Origin of the sequence: Limnohabitans sp. Rim28, assembly GCF_000293865.2 — a bacterium.
Taxonomy (GTDB): domain Bacteria; phylum Pseudomonadota; class Gammaproteobacteria; order Burkholderiales; family Burkholderiaceae_C; genus Limnohabitans_A.
In genome coordinates this window covers 178314-194460 of record NZ_ALKN02000001.1, presented here as the reverse complement: position 1 = coordinate 194460, position 16147 = coordinate 178314, and the positions used below count along the sequence as shown (strand labels likewise).

General features: G+C 58.2%; 14 protein-coding genes. 13 read left to right on the top strand and 1 reads right to left on the bottom strand.

Annotation, left to right across the window (positions count from 1 at the left end):
• The first annotated feature begins 26 nt into the window (after positions 1-26).
• The 7 genes from B472_RS00875 to B472_RS00845 all read left to right on the top strand — a co-directional run bounded on the left by B472_RS00875 (position 27) and on the right by B472_RS00845 (position 9621).
• Complete coding sequence (locus tag B472_RS00875) at positions 27-2894, top strand: 2-oxoglutarate dehydrogenase E1 component (RefSeq protein ID WP_026039725.1); 2868 nt, start codon at positions 27-29, stop codon at positions 2892-2894.
• Positions 2895-2937: 43 nt separating this feature from the next.
• On the top strand, positions 2938-4188 hold the full coding sequence (odhB, locus tag B472_RS00870; protein ID WP_019427933.1) for a 2-oxoglutarate dehydrogenase complex dihydrolipoyllysine-residue succinyltransferase: 1251 nt from the start codon (positions 2938-2940) through the stop codon (positions 4186-4188).
• Positions 4189-4248: 60 nt separating this feature from the next.
• Positions 4249-5676, top strand: a complete 1428-nt coding sequence (lpdA, locus tag B472_RS00865) for a dihydrolipoyl dehydrogenase (RefSeq protein WP_019427932.1) — start codon at positions 4249-4251, stop codon at positions 5674-5676.
• Between the two features lie 114 nt (positions 5677-5790).
• Entirely contained in the window at positions 5791-6888 is a 1098-nt protein-coding gene (gene zapE / locus B472_RS00860) for a cell division protein ZapE (RefSeq protein ID WP_019427931.1), read from the top strand.
• Positions 6885-7268: a hypothetical protein gene (locus B472_RS00855; protein ID WP_019427930.1), complete on the top strand. Its 384-nt coding sequence runs from the start codon at positions 6885-6887 to the stop codon at positions 7266-7268. Before zapE ends, B472_RS00855 begins: the two co-directional genes overlap by 4 nt.
• A complete protein-coding gene (locus tag B472_RS00850) occupies positions 7268-7507 on the top strand; it encodes a YdcH family protein (protein ID WP_019427929.1) in 240 nt (79 codons plus the stop codon). The genes B472_RS00855 and B472_RS00850 overlap by 1 nt, the downstream gene beginning before the upstream one ends.
• Positions 7504-9621 (top strand): ATP-dependent DNA helicase, encoded by a 2118-nt coding sequence (locus B472_RS00845; protein ID WP_019427928.1) that lies wholly within the window; start codon positions 7504-7506, stop codon positions 9619-9621. The genes B472_RS00850 and B472_RS00845 overlap by 4 nt, the downstream gene beginning before the upstream one ends.
• Here the strand turns inward: B472_RS00845 and B472_RS00840 are convergent.
• A complete protein-coding gene (locus B472_RS00840) occupies positions 9596-10360 on the bottom strand; it encodes an outer membrane protein assembly factor BamD (RefSeq protein WP_019427927.1) in 765 nt (254 codons plus the stop codon). The two genes, B472_RS00845 and B472_RS00840, sit on opposite strands and share 26 nt — an antisense overlap.
• 94 nt (positions 10361-10454) lie before the next feature.
• Between B472_RS00840 and B472_RS00835 the strand changes: the two genes are divergently transcribed.
• The 6 genes from B472_RS00835 to B472_RS00810 all read left to right on the top strand — a co-directional run bounded on the left by B472_RS00835 (position 10455) and on the right by B472_RS00810 (position 16145).
• Positions 10455-11450: an RluA family pseudouridine synthase gene (locus B472_RS00835; protein WP_019427926.1), complete on the top strand. Its 996-nt coding sequence runs from the start codon at positions 10455-10457 to the stop codon at positions 11448-11450.
• Between the two features lie 124 nt (positions 11451-11574).
• The gene (gene scpB / locus B472_RS00830; protein WP_019427925.1) at positions 11575-12255 is read left to right on the top strand and encodes an SMC-Scp complex subunit ScpB; all 681 of its coding nucleotides are present in this window, start codon (positions 11575-11577) and stop codon (positions 12253-12255) included.
• Positions 12252-13460: a pseudouridine synthase gene (locus tag B472_RS00825; protein WP_019427924.1), complete on the top strand. Its 1209-nt coding sequence runs from the start codon at positions 12252-12254 to the stop codon at positions 13458-13460. The genes scpB and B472_RS00825 overlap by 4 nt, the downstream gene beginning before the upstream one ends.
• A 149-nt stretch (positions 13461-13609) precedes the next feature.
• A complete protein-coding gene (gene ndk, locus B472_RS00820; protein ID WP_019427923.1) occupies positions 13610-14035 on the top strand; it encodes a nucleoside-diphosphate kinase in 426 nt (141 codons plus the stop codon).
• Between the two features lie 33 nt (positions 14036-14068).
• Positions 14069-15208, top strand: a complete 1140-nt coding sequence (gene rlmN / locus B472_RS00815) for a 23S rRNA (adenine(2503)-C(2))-methyltransferase RlmN (protein WP_019427922.1) — start codon at positions 14069-14071, stop codon at positions 15206-15208.
• 4 nt (positions 15209-15212) lie between these two features.
• Positions 15213-16145 carry a helix-turn-helix domain-containing protein gene (locus B472_RS00810; protein ID WP_019427921.1) on the top strand — a complete coding sequence of 311 codons (933 nt, stop codon included), beginning with the start codon at positions 15213-15215 and terminating at the stop codon, positions 16143-16145.
• Positions 16146-16147: the final 2 nt, after the last annotated feature.

Below are 16147 nucleotides of genomic sequence, written 5' to 3'. Positions count from 1 at the left end.
CTGAGGGGAACGGAGGTCAGCGAAATATGAGCGAGACTAATTCCGTCTACGCTGCCTATTCAGGCAACACCCACCTTTTCGGAGGCAACGGCCCATACGTCGAAGAGATGTATGAAAACTACCTGGCCAATCCAGGCAGCGTGCCCGACTCCTGGCGCGAGTATTTCGACGCCCTCCAACATGTTCCTGCTCTCGACGGCTCCAATGCCAAAGACGTTCCCCATTTGCCCGTCATCAATGCTTTTGCAGAACGTGCCAAAGCCGGTGGGACCAAAGTGGTCATGGCCAGCGAAAACGTCGAGATGGGACGCAAGCGCACTGCCGTTCAACAGCTCATTGCCGCCTACCGCAACGTCGGTCAGCGCTGGGCCGATCTGGACCCCTTGAAGCGCACTGAGCGCCCCCACATTCCCGACCTCGATCCGGCTTTTTACGGCTTTTCGGATGCCGATCAGGAAACTGTGTTCGACACCAGCAACACCTTTTTCGGCAAAAACAACATGTCTTTGCGCGAGCTGCTCAATGCGCTGCGCGAGACCTATTGCGGCACGCTGGGCGCTGAGTACATGTACACCACTGAGCAGGCTGAAAAGCGCTGGTGGCAGCAAAAGCTCGAAAGCATCCGCAGCAAGCCCAACTTCACGGCCGACAAGAAAAAACAAATCCTGGACCGCTTGACCGCTGCCGAAGGCTTGGAGCGTTACCTGCACACCAAATACGTCGGCCAAAAGCGCTTTTCGCTGGAGGGCGGCGAGAGCTTCATTGCGGCCATGGACGAGTTGATTCAGTCGGCTGGCGTTCAGGGCGTGCAAGAGGTGGTGATCGGCATGGCCCACCGTGGCCGCCTGAACGTGTTGGTCAACACCATGGGCAAATTGCCTGCCGACCTGTTTGCCGAATTCGACCACACGGCGCCAGAAGAGCTGCCTGCGGGTGACGTGAAGTACCACCAGGGCTTCAGCTCGGACGTGAACACGGCTGGCGGTCCAGTGCACTTGTCGCTCGCGTTCAACCCCTCGCACCTTGAAATCGTGAACCCGGTGGTCGAAGGTTCTGTCCGCGCCCGCATGGACCGCCGTGGCGATCCGCTGGGCAAACAAGTCTTGCCCGTCTTGGTGCACGGTGATGCGGCCTTCGGCGGCCAAGGCGTGAACCAAGAAACCTTTGCGCTGGCCCAAACCCGGGGTTATTCCACTGGCGGCACGGTGCACATCATCATCAACAACCAGATTGGTTTCACCACCTCTGACCCGCGTGACATGCGCTCAAGCGTGTTCTGTACCGACATCGTGAAGATGGTTGAAGCCCCGGTGTTGCACGTCAATGGTGATGACCCTGAGGCCGTGGTCATGGCCACACAGCTCGCGCTGGAATACCGCATGACCTTCCGCAAGGATGTGGTGCTGGATGTGGTGTGCTTCCGCAAATTGGGTCACAACGAGCAGGACACGCCCGCCTTGACCCAGCCGCTGATGTACAAAAAAATCGCGGCGCATCCTGGCACACGCAAGTTGTTTGCGGACAAACTCTCGGCGCAAGGTTTGGGCGACACCCTGGGTGACGACATGGCCAAGGCTTACCGCGCCGCCCTGGACGCAGGCAAAAACACGACCGAACCTGTGTTGACCAACTTTAAAACCCAGTTCACCGTGGACTGGGCGCCCTTCATGGGCAAAAAGTGGACCGATGCGGGCGACACGTCGATTCCGATGGCCGACTGGAAGAGATTGGCCGAAAAAGTCTCGACCATTCCAGCGTCGGTCACGCCGCACCAATTGGTCAAAAAAGTCTATGACGACCGTGCTGCCATGGGCCGCGGGGAAATTCCCGTGGATTGGGGCATGGGCGAGCACATGGCTTTCGCCTCACTCGTGGCCAGCGGTTACCCGGTGCGCCTGTCGGGTGAGGACTGCGGCCGCGGCACTTTCACGCACCGCCATGCGGTCATTCACGACCAAAAACGTGAAAAGTGGGACACGGGCTCTTATGTGGCCCTGCAAAATGTGTCGGACAAACAAGCCCCATTCGTGGTCATTGACTCGATCTTGTCCGAGGAAGCCGTTTTGGCCTATGAGTATGGTTACGCTTCCAACGACCCCAATACCTTGGTGGTTTGGGAAGCCCAGTTCGGCGACTTTGCCAACGGCGCGCAAGTGGTGATTGACCAGTTCATTGCTTCGGGCGAAGTCAAGTGGGGCCGTGTCAACGGCATCACCTTGATGCTGCCGCACGGCTATGAAGGTCAGGGCCCAGAGCACAGTTCGGCCCGCGTGGAGCGCTTCATGCAATTGGCAGCCGACACCAACATGCAGTTGGTTCAGCCCACCACCGCCAGCCAGATTTTTCATGTGCTGCGCCGTCAGATGGTGCGTGATTTGCGCAAGCCGCTGGTGATCTTCACCCCGAAGTCGCTGTTGCGCAACAAAGACGCCACCTCGCCTGTGTCCGAGTTCACCAAAGGCAGCTTCCAGACGGTCATTGGCGAGACCAAGGACATCAAGGCCGACAAAGTCAAGCGCGTGATCGCTTGCTCGGGCAAGGTTTATTACGACCTGGTCAAAAACCGCGAAGCCAAAGGGGCCGATGACACCGCCATCATCCGTGTGGAGCAGCTTTACCCGTTCCCGCACAAGGCGTTTGCCGCAGAACTCAAAAAGTACCCGAACGCCACCGATGTGGTCTGGTGCCAAGACGAGCCGCAAAACCAGGGTGCTTGGTTCTTCATCCAGCACAACATCCACGAAAACATGCAAAGCGGCCAGCGCCTCGGTTATGCCGGACGCGCAGCCTCTGCATCACCTGCCGTGGGTTATTCGCACCTGCACCAGGACCAGCAAAAAGCATTGATCGAAGCGGCCTTCTCAAAGCTCAAGGGCTTTGTGTTGAGCAAGTGATCCCAAGAACAAACTGGCGTTTAACTTTTAAAGAGAAATCAACATGGCTATCGTAGAAGTCAAAGTCCCTCAACTGTCCGAGTCCGTGGCGGAAGCCACCATGCTGCAGTGGAAGAAAAAAGTCGGCGATACCGTCGCTGCGGATGAGATCCTGATCGAGATCGAAACCGACAAGGTGGTGCTGGAAGTACCCGCCCCCTCGGCCGGTGTTTTGTCTGAAATCCTGGTGGGTGATGGGGGTACCGTCACGGCCGAGCAGCTGATTGCGCGCATCGACACCGATGGCAAAGTGGCCGCAGCCGCACCTGTCGCCGCTGCGCCTGTCGCAACATCGGCCCCAGCCGCTGCCGCTGCACCCGCAGCGGCCAGCACCAGCATGGCTGGTGTGGCCATGCCTGCTGCTGCCAAGCTGATGGCCGATAACAGCCTGGCCGCTGGCTCGGTTCCTGGTACTGGCAAAGATGGCCGCGTGACCAAAGGTGATGTGCTCTCCGCTGTGACCGGTGGGGTCAAGTCGACCGCTGCGGTGATCCCTACAGGCGTGCCCACCAAAACGCTGGCTCAAGTGGCAGCGCCTGCTGTGAACTTGGGCGACCGTCCTGAGCAACGCGTGCCCATGACCCGTCTGCGTGCCCGTGTGGCCGAGCGTTTGCTGCAATCGCAGTCGACCAATGCCATCCTGACCACCTTCAACGAAATCAACATGGCCCCGGTCATGGACATGCGCAAGCGCATGCAAGACCGATTTGAGAAGGAACATGGCTGCAAGCTGGGCTTCATGAGCTTCTTCGTCAAGGCGGCCGTGCACGCCCTCAAGAAGTTCCCGGTGCTGAACGCTTCGGTGGATGGCAACGACATCGTCTACCACGGCTATTTCGACATTGGCATCGCCGTGGGTTCGCCCCGTGGTTTGGTGGTGCCGATTTTGCGCAATGCCGACCAAATGAGTTTTGCCGACATCGAAAAGAAAATCGCTGAGTTTGGCCAGAAAGCCAAAGACGGCAAGCTGGGCATCGAAGAGATGACCGGCGGCACCTTCTCTATCTCCAACGGCGGTACCTTCGGCTCGATGATGTCCACCCCCATCATCAACCCACCCCAGTCGGCCATTCTTGGCGTGCACGCGACCAAAGACCGCGCCATGGTGGAAAACGGTCAGGTCGTGGTTCGTCCCATGAACTACTTCGCCATGTCGTACGACCACCGCATCATCGATGGCCGCGAAGCTGTCTTGGGCTTGGTCGCCATGAAGGAAGCGCTGGAAGACCCAGCCCGCTTGCTGTTCGACATTTAAAACCCCTTGTTATGAATGCCCCCTTCCCAGGGGGCGTTTTTTATCCCAAAGGCATTTCCCATGAGCAAACAATTTGACGTCGTTGTCATCGGCGGTGGCCCCGGTGGCTACATTGCGGCCATTCGCGCTGCCCAACTCGGTTTCCAGGTCGCCTGCATTGACGAGTGGAAAAACGCTGCCGGAGGCCCAGCCCCCGGCGGCACCTGCACCAATGTGGGTTGCATCCCCTCCAAGGCTTTGTTGCAGTCCAGCGAGCACTTTGAGCACGCCAACCACCACTTCGCAGACCATGGCATCACGGCCAAGGACGTGAAGATGGACGTGTCCAAAATGATCGCCCGCAAAGACACCGTCGTGAAGCAAAACAACGACGGTATTCTTTATCTGCTCAAGAAAAACAAGGTCACCTTCTTCCACGGTCGCGGCAGCTTTGCAGGCCAAGCCGAGGGCGGCTACGAAATCAAGGTGGCGGGCAAGACCGAAGAGTCGGTCAGCGGCAAACACGTCATCATCGCCACAGGCTCCAATGCCCGCGCCTTGCCGGGCACCCCGTTCGACGAAGTCAACGTCTTGTCGAACGATGGTGCTTTGCGCTTGGGCGGTGTGCCCAAGAAATTGGCCCTGATCGGTTCCGGCGTGATTGGCCTGGAAATGGGTTCGGTCTGGCGTCGCCTCGGCGCAGAAGTCACCATCCTCGAAGGCTTGCCGACCTTTCTGGGTGCCGTGGACGAGCAAATCGCCAAGGAGGCCAAAAAGGCTTTCGACAAGCAGGGCCTGAAGATCGAACTCGGCGTCAAAGTCGGCGAAATCGTCAATGGCAAGAAGGGCGTGACCGTCAACTACACCAATGCCAAGGGTGAAGCCGTGGTGCTGGACGCTGACAAGCTGATCATCTCGATCGGCCGGGTGCCCAACACCATCGGCCTGAACACCGAAGCCGTGGGTTTGCAGCTGGACGAGCGTGGCGCGATCGTGGTGGACGGTGATTGCAAAACCAACTTGCCCGGCGTGTGGGCCGTGGGCGACGTGGTGCGTGGGCCCATGTTGGCGCACAAAGCGGAAGAAGAGGGCGTGGCCGTGGCCGAGCGCATCGCGGGCCAACACGGGCATGTCAACTTCAACACCATCCCTTGGGTCATCTACACCAGCCCCGAAATCGCATGGGTGGGCCGTACCGAGCAGCAGCTCAAGGCCGATGGTGTGGCTTACAAGGCGGGTTCGTTCCCGTTCCTGGCCAATGGACGTGCCCGCGCCTTGGGCGACACGACCGGCATGGTCAAGATGCTGGCCGATGCCACCACCGACGAAATCTTGGGCGTTCACATCGTCGGCCCTCAAGCCTCTGAGTTGATCGCCGAGGCCGTAGTGGCCATGGAATTCCGTGCCAGCGCCGAAGACATCGCCCGCATCTGTCATGCGCACCCATCTTTGAGCGAAGCGACCAAAGAAGCGGCTTTGGCTGTGGACAAGCGCACCCTGAACTTCTGAGCCCTTGACCTGCCCTGAACTGTGGTTTGGGGTGAGTTGGGTTAAAGTTCAGTCACCCTGAAAACCCGGGCTCAACCCGGGTTTTTCTCATTTGAATTGAAGAGTCCACTGCCCATGTCCGTTCGTGAAGTTTACGAAGCTGAGTTGCTCAAGCGTGATTACCAAAGCGATCCGGCGCAGCTCCGAGCCATTGACGCTTTGGAGCGCTGCGCCAGTGAGTGGACAGCCTATCAATCCAAGCGCTCCGGTCTGCTGGGCAAGCTGTTCTCCCGGCCTGACATTCCCAAAGGGGTCTACATGTTTGGCGGCGTGGGCCGGGGCAAAAGTTTCTTGATGGACTGCTTTTTTGCCGCTGTGCCGGTCGAGCGCAAAACCCGTTTGCACTTTCACGAATTCATGCGCGAGGTGCACCGAGAGTTGACGGCCATTCAAGGCACGGTGAACCCCTTGGACGAGCTGGGCAAGCGCATGGCCAAGCGCTATCAGCTCATCTGTTTTGACGAATTCCATGTGGCGGACATCACCGATGCCATGATCCTGCACCGCTTGCTGGTGGCGCTGTTTGACAATGGCGTTGGTTTTGTCACCACGTCCAATTTTGAGCCCAACGGTCTGTACCCCGATGGTCTGCACCGCGACCGCATCTTGCCCGCCATTGCCTTGCTGAACGAGCGCATGCAGGTGTTGAATGTGGACAACGGCACGGACTACCGCCGCCGCACGCTGGAGAGGGTCAAGCTCTACCATTCGCCTTTGGGTGAGCAGGCCGACCGTGAGATGAACGAGGCCTTCAACCGCCTGGCCACAGGACCCGACGAAGACCCGGTGCTGCACATTGAGGCGCGCGAAATCACCGCCAAACGCCGTGCAGGAGATGTGGTGTGGTTTGATTTCAGGGCCATTTGTGGGGGGCCACGGTCACAAAACGATTACTTGGAAATCGCCACCCAATACCACACAGTCTTGCTGAGCAATGTGCCTTTCATGCCCGTCAGCATGGCATCCGAGGCACGCCGATTCACATGGCTGATCGACGTGCTGTACGACCGCCGGGTCAAACTCATCATGTCTGCCGCCGTGCCACCCGAAGGCCTTTACACCTCAGGTCCCATGTCCCATGAGTTTCCGCGCACGGTGTCTCGCCTCCATGAAATGCAGTCCAGTGAATTCTTGGCGCTGGAGCACCGCACTGTGGACACGAACCTCACATGATCCGCGTGCGCCTGTTCTGGCTGGCTGGCTGGTTTGCGGCTTGGGCGCTGTGGGGTGGGGCTCATGCGCAAAACATGGGGTCTGCAGCCTCAGATGGCTCAGAACTGCAGGCCGAACCCCAGGACATTGCCATTCAAAGGCAGGCATTGGCGGTACAGCGTGACGCCATATTGAAATCGGATGAGCAGCGACAAGCGCTCTGTTGGCAAAAGTTTGCGGTCAATGCGTGTTTGATCGAGTCCCGCCGGATCCGCAGACAAGCCCTTGATCCATTGGCCCAGCAAGAGCTGGTCTTGAACGCTCGAGAACGTGCGTGGCGGTCAACACAGCGTGACCTGCGTTTGCTTGGCAAACAACCAGACAAGCAGGGCACACCCTGATGGACAGCTCCCCGCCCACATTGCCGGGCTTGCCCGGGTTTGATTTGCACTCACCCCAGCGTCAGTTGATCGAGTGGCAAATGGCGCATGCCGATTTGGATGCCTTGATTGACCAGGCATCGGCCCTAGCCTCAAAGCAGGATGATCTGAGCCTGCGGCGCATGAAAAAAAGGCGCTTGGCATTGCGCGACCAAATTGCTTTGCTACAGGCCCGTTTGCTGCCCAAGGAGCCTGCTTGAATTTGCTTGACCAGCGGGTGGCCGATACCTTGTCCAGCCAAGGCATCTTGGCCCAAGCTGTGCCTGGTTTTCAACCCAGGCAGGGACAAACTGACATGGCCTTGGCGGTGAGTCGAACGGTCCAAGACGGCGGGCAGTTGGTGGTCGAGGCGGGCACGGGGACCGGTAAAACCTACGCCTATTTGGTGCCGGTTTTGCTCAGTGGTCAGCGGGCCTTGGTGTCCACAGCGACCAAAGCCTTGCAAGACCAATTATTTTCTCGTGACATTCCCCGTTTGATCGAGGTCCTGGGCTTGCCGATCCGGGTGGCTTTGCTCAAAGGGCGCTCCAACTACTTGTGTTTGCACCGCATGGAGCAGGCCCGGCACAGCCCCGAATCGGCCCAGCCGGGCGCGCAAAAAGCATTGGCCAAGATGGAGACCTGGTCGCAATCCACGCGAACGGGCGATATGGCCGAATTGACAGGTCTGGACGAGCGTTCCTCATTGTGGCCACTGGTCACGTCCACCCGCGACAACTGTTTGGGCTCCAGCTGTCCTCGCTACCGGGCCTGTCATGTGAATTTGGCCCGCAAAGAAGCCATGGCGGCGGACGTGGTGGTCATCAACCACCATTTGTTTTTTGCCGACATGGTGGTGCGTGAATCGGGTGTGGCCGAGTTGTTGCCTACGGTCCGCGTGACTGTGTTTGACGAGGCTCACCAACTCAACGAGATTGGCGTGAATTTCTTAGGCCAGCAGTTGTCCACAGTGCAATTGCACGAGCTGGTGCGAGACACTTTGTCCACGGGCTTGCAGCTGGCGCGAGGCCTGGTCGATTGGCAGGGATTGAGCGCAGGTTTGGAAAAAGCGGCCCGTGATTGGCGCTTGGCCGCTGGCATGCACCGGGGGGCTGTGCGTTTGCGTTGGACGGGTCAACACCCAGAGGGTGTTGACCCCCACGAATGGGACACCGGTTTGCAAGCCGTGACACAAGCGCTTGCCGAGTTGCAAAGTGGCTTGGACATGGTCAGTGAACTGGCACCTGATTTTCAGCGCTTGGGTGATCGCACCCGCGAACTGATCCAACGTGCCGCCATGTTTGCCGATACCCCCAAGCCAGAGGGGGTGCGCTGGGCAGAAGTCAGTGCACAGCTGCGCCTGATCGAGTCTCCCTTGGACATTGCGCAGTCATTCTCAGCACTGACACGGCCCGTTTCAGCGGCACCGGCCATCGATGCAAGCCATGTGAACGAGCCTGATTCTTTGGAAGCGCTGATGGCCGGGGATACTCGGCATAACGCTTCGGACAGGGCGTCCAGTGGCGCTTTGGTGGGCCTGGGTCAGCGTGCCTGGATCTTCACTTCAGCCACTTTGGGGGACGAACCTAGCTTGCGTTGGTTCACCGAGCCTTGCGGCCTGAGTTCTGCCGAGGTCATGCAAGTCAGCAGCCCTTTTGACTATGCACGCCAAGCGGCGCTGTATGTGCCCACCCATTTGCCACGCCCGGGTGATGCCGATCATGCGTCTCAGGTGGCCCGTCTGGTCTTGGAGGCCATGGCCATTTTGGGCGGCCGGACCCTGGTGTTGACCACCACATTGACTGCGATGCGAAGCATTGGCGAACATTTGCAGCTTCAGGGCGATGCCAGCGTGGAAGTCTTGGTGCAAGGGCAAAGCCCCAAGCGTCGGTTGATGGAGCGTTTCCGTGAGGGTGGAGGGCAGGGTGATCCTCATGGGCGCAGGGGGTGTGTGCTGGTGGCATCCGCTTCTTTTTGGGAAGGCTTTGACGTGCCCGGCGATGCTTTGCAGCTGGTGGTGATCGACAAACTTCCGTTCCCACCTCCCGGCGATCCTTTGTTCGAAGCCCGCAGCCAACGCATGACCCAACAAGGCAAGAGTGCTTTTGCCGATCACGCTTTACCGGAGGCTGCCGTGTCTCTCAAACAAGGAGCCGGTCGGTTGATACGGAGTGAATCCGATCGGGGGATTTTGGTGGTGTGCGACAGCCGCTTGGTGAGCATGTCTTACGGGCGCCGCTTGGTGCGAGGTCTGCCAGACATGCGCCGTTTAGAGGACCACGAAGCCTTTGTGCAGGCTTTGCAGCAGCTCACCAAAGACGCCACCAGCCTTTAGTGCCCGATGGGGAATTGCCCGGAAGGTAAACCGACTGAGGGTAATTTTGGGTCAATACCCGCAATGCGTCGTCTCGCAACAGGGTCATGCCCATGGCGTCATAAGATTTGACCAAAATGGCCAGGGCTTCTTCGATGGCCGGGACACCTTCGAAATCGATGATCGCTTGTTGTGCCCGGTTGATGGCCGCCACATGAGCGCCGCGTTTGGCGTAGTAGCGTGCCACATGCACCTCGTAAGCGGCCAATGAGTTGACCACATGCGTCATGCGCTGGCGAGCGTCGGCGCTGTACTTTGAATCGGGAAAGCGGGTGGTCAGCTCCAGAAAGGATTCATAGGAGTCTTTGGCCGCTTTTTGGTCACGCTCTGACAAGTCTTGGCGTGTCAAAAACGAGAACATTCCCAAGTTGTCGTTGAAATTGACAACGCCTTTTAGAAACAGTGCGTAGTCCAGAGCAGGGCTGGTGGGATGCAAGCGGATAAAGCGGTCCAAAGTGGCCAAAGCTTGGATTTTGTTGCCCGTTTTGAATTGGGCATAGGCCTTGTCAATCTGAGCCTGTTGAGCCAAAACGGTTCCAGCGGCGCGCCCTTCCAGCTTTTCGTAGTAACCAATCGCCTTGTCCCAAGCACCCGCGTTGACCTCGTCGCGGGCTTCGCTGTAGATTTTTTCTGGCGTCCAGCCTGCAGTGGGGTCTTTGGGGTTGTTGGCACAGCCGCTCAGAAGAAGTCCCGCAGCCATCAAAAGGCTGACAAGAACCGTCGATAATCTGAAGCTTTGCATCTAAAACACCCCTGAGCTGTTGAACACTTTGATTATATCGACCGACCCCGAAATGGAAGACCCCGGTCAAGCGCTGGATGACGCGGAGCGCTTGGTGGAGGCGACCCAAGAGGTGCGCCATGCTTTGGTGCCTTCGACTTTGCACGGTCAACGCTTGGACCGTGTTTTCGCGCAATTGGTTCCTGAGTTTTCACGCAGCTACTTGCAGCAACTGATTGAACAAGGCGACGCCTTGGTGGACGGGCGGGTGACCACCAAGGTCTCGGCCAAGGTCCGTTTGGGCAACCAATTGCAAATCACACTGCGGGCCACGCCTCAGTCACAAGCCTTTGTGCCCGAAGCCATGCCAATCGACGTGGTTTACGAGGATGAGCACCTCCGGGTGATCCACAAACCTGCCGGTTTGGTGGTGCATCCAGCGCCAGGCCATTGGGGCGGGACCTTGCTGAACGGCCTTTTGGCCTTGGACCCCAAAGCCAGCGAAGTTCCCCGTGCCGGCATCGTCCACCGTCTGGACAAAGACACCAGTGGCTTGATGGTGGTGGCCCGAACGCGCCAAACCATGGATGCGCTGGTGGCCCAGATTGCGGCCCGAGACGTGCACCGCCAATACTTGGCTTTGGCCCATAAAGCTTGGGCAGGTCCTGTTCAAAAGCATGTCGATGCAGCCATTGGCAGGGACCCGAGCCATCGTTTGCGAATGGCGGTCGTGGATTTGACGCATCAGTCGGGCAAAACCGCTGCAACGACCCTTGATCTGCTGGCACAGGGAGAGCGTTGCTGCTTGGTTCGTTGCACCTTGCACACGGGGCGGACACACCAGATTCGGGTGCACATGGCCCATATCGGACACGCGTTGATCGGTGATGGGGTTTATGGCGGTGCGCCATTGGGCGGCATGGTGCGTCAAGCCCTGCATGCATGGCGGTTGGCGTTTGTGCACCCCATCACCGGCGCCAACATCGATTTGCAAACCGACTGGCCACAAGACATGGCTGCGGCATTGCAGCCATTGGGCCTCAGTTACAATTTGAGCCCTGGAATGTAAGCGGCGCTTGACGTCTCCGTGCCAGTCATGCAGGTTGAGCCGGTCCCGACTTCTGCTTTTGACCATGGCGGCAGCTGATTCCCTAACCACGCCGTGAGGCGTTTTTTTCCGAAAGACCGACACCATGAACATGGCGCAAGCCAAGCGTGTCCTGGAAGCGGCGCTGCTCACAGCAGGTCAGCCACTGTCTCTGCGCGACCTCCGCGTCTTGTACGACGATGAACTCGGGGCCGATACCCTGAGGTCGATGCTGCAAGAAATTGAACTCGAATGGGCTCATAAGGGCTTGGAATTGGTCCATGTGGCCAGTGGTTGGCGCTTTCAAAGTCGACCCGAGCTGCGGTCTTATCTTGACCGCTTGCACCCGGAAAAACCCCCTAAATACACACGGGCTGTTCTCGAGACCTTGGCCATCATCGCCTACCGTCAACCCGTCACGCGTGGCGACATGGAAGACATCCGAGGGGTCACGATTGGCTCCCAGATTCTCAAGCAACTCGAAGATCGGGGCTGGGTTGAAGTGATTGGACACCGGGAAACGGTGGGTCGCCCCAGCCTTTTTGCCACAACGCGCCAGTTTTTGGACGATTTGGGCTTGTCTTCCTTGGATCAGCTGCCTTTGCTGTCTCAGGTTGACCCGCAGATGTCGGCTTTGTCCGACATGCTGGACGAATCGCCCTTGCAAGCCAGCCTGTCTTTGGACGAGGTGCTGCCCAACCCCCCAACTGTCTTGGAGTCCCTCTCCAATTTGCCCGATGTGGCCCCCACAATTTCCCTGAACGGGGATGAAGCCCCCAACTCATGAACGATCACTCCTCCAACGACCAGAACACCCAAGCTGGCGTTTACGCCAAACGCAAGCCGGGCGCTATGGCGCAGGACCTGCAGGTTTCTTTCAAGCCCATCGCCTTGGCCGATGTGGTGTCCGGCCAATTCGATGACGAAGAGGTTGTGGAGGCTTTGTCCGAAGATTTGGGCAAGCGGGTGTTGGCACCGCAAACCGATTCTCCCAAGTTGCACAAAGTGCTGGCGCAAGCGGGTATGGGTTCTCGGCTTGAGATGGAAAAGCTGATCGCCGAAGGCCGAATTGCTGTCAATAACGAGCCTGCTCACGTGGGGCAGCGTGTTCAATATGGTGATCAAATCAAGGTGGATGGCAAGCCGATTCGCATCCGCATTGACCCGCCACCAGCCCGTGTGATTGCGTACCACAAGCCTGCCGGTGAAATCGTCAGCCATGACGATCCGCAAAACCGCCCCTCTGTTTTCCGAAAATTGCCGCGTTTACAAAATGGCAAATGGCAGTCGGTGGGCCGATTGGACCTCAATACGGAAGGGCTTTTGTTGTTCACCAGCTCCGGTGAGTTGGCCAATCAGTTGATGCATCCCCGCTTTGGTTTGGAGCGTGAGTACGCCGTTCGTGTGCTGGGCGCATTGAGCAAAGATGAAAAGCACCGTTTGCTGGACGGCGTCATGTTGGACGACGGCCCTGCGCAATTCGGATCGATTGAAGATGGGGGCGGGGAGGGGTCCAATTGTTGGTACCGCGTCACCATTTCTGAGGGGCGCAATCGGGAAGTGCGCCGCATGATGGAATCCGTGGGTCACGCGGTCAGCCGTTTGATCCGCATTCGATATGGCGCGATGGTGCTGCCCCATGGTTTGCGCCGAGGCGCTTGGCTGGAGTTGGACGAGGCCGATATCCGCTCTTTGATGCGCGCAGCGGGAACTTCCGAGCGCCCCCGTGCCGTGACCGAGCCGGCATCGCGCACAAACCGCAACGACAGACGCCCTCGGACCGGTGGGCAAGGGCGTGCGGGCACGGCTGTGCCACGTGCCAAACCTGCAGCCAAGCCGAATCAAGCGCCCGGAGGATCCGGCTTGCACGCCAAATCGGATGCCCCCAAAAATGAAGCCAAGTACATTGGTGCTGAAAGCTTTAACCGTTTGAAAAAAGTCCCCGGTGGAACGGGACGGGGTGGACGAGGTGGCAGCAAAACCAGCCGATGAGTCCGCGTGTCTGGGGCCATTGAGCCTGTCTGGACTGAGACCCTTCCTTTGGCGAGGTCGAGGATGTCATCTGCCTCGCTCGGGTTAGAATATCTGGCTTTGCTGCTGGGCAAATTTGCTTTATAAAACTCTTGAAATAGGAAGAAATCATGGCCATCGAACGCACACTCTCCATCATCAAACCCGACGCCGTTGCCAAGAACGTCATCGGTCAAATCTACGCTCGTTTCGAAGCTGCTGGCCTCAAAGTGGTCGCGGCCAAGATGGTTCACCTGTCACGTGGCGAAGCCGAGCAGTTCTACGGTGTGCACAAGGCGCGTCCTTTCTTCAAGGACTTGGTCGACTTCATGATCTCGGGTCCAGTGATGATCCAAGCCCTTGAAGGCGAGAACGCCATCGCCAAAAACCGTGACCTGATGGGTGCGACGGATCCCAAGAAGGCCGACGCTGGCACGATTCGCGCCGACTTCGCTGACAGCATCGACGCCAATGCTGTTCACGGTTCTGACGCCCCTGAAACTGCCGCTGTAGAAATCGCCTTCTTCTTCGCTGGCTTGAACGTTTACGCACGCTGATCGCGTTGCGGCCCTAGCCCGTCCCCGAACCCCATGACGGCCAACCTTCTTGAATTTGATCTGGATGGTTTGGCCGTTTTTTGCGAGGGGCTGGGCGAAAAGCGCTTCAGGGCCACCCAGTTGTTCCGCTGGATACACCAGCGGGGCGCTGCGAATTTCGATCAGATGAGCGACTTGGCCAAATCACTGCGCCAAAAGCTCCAGGGTCATGCCCACATCGCCTCTTTGCCTGTCATCAGCCAACACATTTCAAACGACGGCACCATCAAGTGGTTGTTCGATGTTGGCGATGGCAATGCCATTGAAACCGTGTTTATCCCTGAAGACGATCGGGGCACCCTGTGCATATCTTCTCAAGCCGGTTGTGCCGTGGGCTGTCGTTTTTGCTCCACGGGTCATCAAGGTTTCAGCCGCAACCTCACCACGGGTGAGATCCTGGCGCAATTGTGGTTTGCCGAGCACTTTTTGCGCAAGCACCTGAACACGCCAGATCGCGTCATTTCCAATGTGGTGATGATGGGCATGGGTGAGCCCTTGCAAAACTATTCGGCACTGGTTCCTGCTTTGCGCGCCATGCTCGACGACCATGGTTATGGCCTCTCGCGCCGCCGTGTCACGGTGTCCACCTCGGGTGTGGTGCCCATGATCGAGCGTTTGTCTGGAGATTGCCCAGTGGCCTTAGCGGTGTCCTTGCATGCCCCAATCGATACGCTGCGCGATCACTTGGTGCCGCTCAACCGCAAATACCCGCTCGATGAACTCATGAAAGCGTGCACAGCTTACTTGGCCCACGCGCCCCGCGATTTCATCACCTTTGAATATTGCATGTTGGACGGTGTGAACGACCAAGCTGAGCATGCCAGCCAATTGATTGATTTGGTACAAAAGCACGCCCGGCAAGGCTTGCGGTGCAAGTTCAATCTGATCCCTTTCAACCCCTTCCCGGCCTCGGGTTTGCTCCGATCGCCCCATGCCCGTGTGCAGGCGTTTGCCAAGCAATTGCAAGACGCAGGTTTGGTGACCACGGTCCGTAAAACCCGTGGTGATGACATCGACGCAGCTTGTGGTCAACTGGCTGGTGATGTGAAGGACCGCACACAGGTTCAGTCCCGCATGGCTCAGCAACGTGTTGTGCCTTTGGTGCCCTACCCGACGCGAGCGCGTCAGGAGTGATTGAATGAGCAACGATGCCGATACCCCAACGGGCCCCATTCTGACTGCAGGTCTTTTGCTGCGTGAAGCCAGACTCAAGGCGGGCATTCATGTGGCCGTTTTGTCGGTGAACCTCAAGGTGCCTGTGCGGCAGTTGGAGGCGCTTGAAGCCAATGTCTTCGATGCCGACAAAGGACCTGTTTTCTACCGAGGTTTGGCGTCCAGTGTTTGCCGTCAGTTGAACCTTGATCCGGCCCCCGTTTTGGCTTTGTTACCGCGCCCATCCAGTCAGCTTGCTGCTTTGAAACAGATTCAACAACAGCCAACACTGACGCAAGCCCGATTGAATCGGATGGGCACTGCTCACAACACGATCAAGTCCAAGGTGTTTTGGCTTGGGGCGCTGCTGTTGGCATTGACCTTGTCGTTTGTCTGGTTGCCATCTCCACTTCAATGGGCTTGGTTGGACCTCTCCAGACTTCCGTGGTTGAACAGCGACTCAGCGGTTGAAGTGACTCAAGATAGCCGTGTTGAGCCTGCTCGAACGATGACCGATGTGGCGTCTTCGCAGACGCAGACCCCCCTTGAACCTTTGAGCCCATCGGCAGTCAGCTTGCCTCCGTCGGGACTTGCACCTGTTCCTGCACCACCCGCTGTGCAGCAAGAAGCCAATACCCGTCAAAATCCTGCCGCCGGTATGGCGGCAGCAACGGTCAAATCTGCGCCCTGGGTTTTCAGGGCCTCTGCCGAAAGTTGGCTTGAGTTGCGTGACGCACAAAATGCGGTGGTCTGGAGCGGCCTTTTGAAGGCGGGCGAGACCACTCAGATTGACAGTCCGCTGCCTGTACGCGTGGTGGTGGGACGTGCTCAATCGGTGAGTGTCACACTGCGTGGCGAGGCCTTTGATTTGAAGCCACACACGCAAGTGACCGTGGCACGGTTTGAAGTGAAGGAGTAATC

Excerpts from the sequence above, each read along its gene's own strand:
- B472_RS00875 (WP_026039725.1), top strand. The coding sequence starts at position 27 with ATGAGCGAGACTAATTCCGTCTACGCTGCCTATTCAGGCAACACCCAC.
- odhB (WP_019427933.1), top strand. The coding sequence starts at position 2,938 with ATGGCTATCGTAGAAGTCAAAGTCCCTCAACTGTCCGAGTCCGTGGCG.
- lpdA (WP_019427932.1), top strand. The coding sequence starts at position 4,249 with ATGAGCAAACAATTTGACGTCGTTGTCATCGGCGGTGGCCCCGGTGGC.
- zapE (WP_019427931.1), top strand. The coding sequence starts at position 5,791 with ATGTCCGTTCGTGAAGTTTACGAAGCTGAGTTGCTCAAGCGTGATTAC.
- B472_RS00855 (WP_019427930.1), top strand. The coding sequence starts at position 6,885 with ATGATCCGCGTGCGCCTGTTCTGGCTGGCTGGCTGGTTTGCGGCTTGG.
- B472_RS00850 (WP_019427929.1), top strand. The coding sequence starts at position 7,268 with ATGGACAGCTCCCCGCCCACATTGCCGGGCTTGCCCGGGTTTGATTTG.
- B472_RS00840 (WP_019427927.1), bottom strand. The coding sequence starts at position 10,360 with ATGGCTGCGGGACTTCTTCTGAGCGGCTGTGCCAACAACCCCAAAGAC.
- B472_RS00835 (WP_019427926.1), top strand. The coding sequence starts at position 10,455 with ATGGAAGACCCCGGTCAAGCGCTGGATGACGCGGAGCGCTTGGTGGAG.
- scpB (WP_019427925.1), top strand. The coding sequence starts at position 11,575 with ATGAACATGGCGCAAGCCAAGCGTGTCCTGGAAGCGGCGCTGCTCACA.
- B472_RS00825 (WP_019427924.1), top strand. The coding sequence starts at position 12,252 with ATGAACGATCACTCCTCCAACGACCAGAACACCCAAGCTGGCGTTTAC.
- ndk (WP_019427923.1), top strand. The coding sequence starts at position 13,610 with ATGGCCATCGAACGCACACTCTCCATCATCAAACCCGACGCCGTTGCC.
- rlmN (WP_019427922.1), top strand. The coding sequence starts at position 14,069 with ATGACGGCCAACCTTCTTGAATTTGATCTGGATGGTTTGGCCGTTTTT.
- B472_RS00810 (WP_019427921.1), top strand. The coding sequence starts at position 15,213 with ATGAGCAACGATGCCGATACCCCAACGGGCCCCATTCTGACTGCAGGT.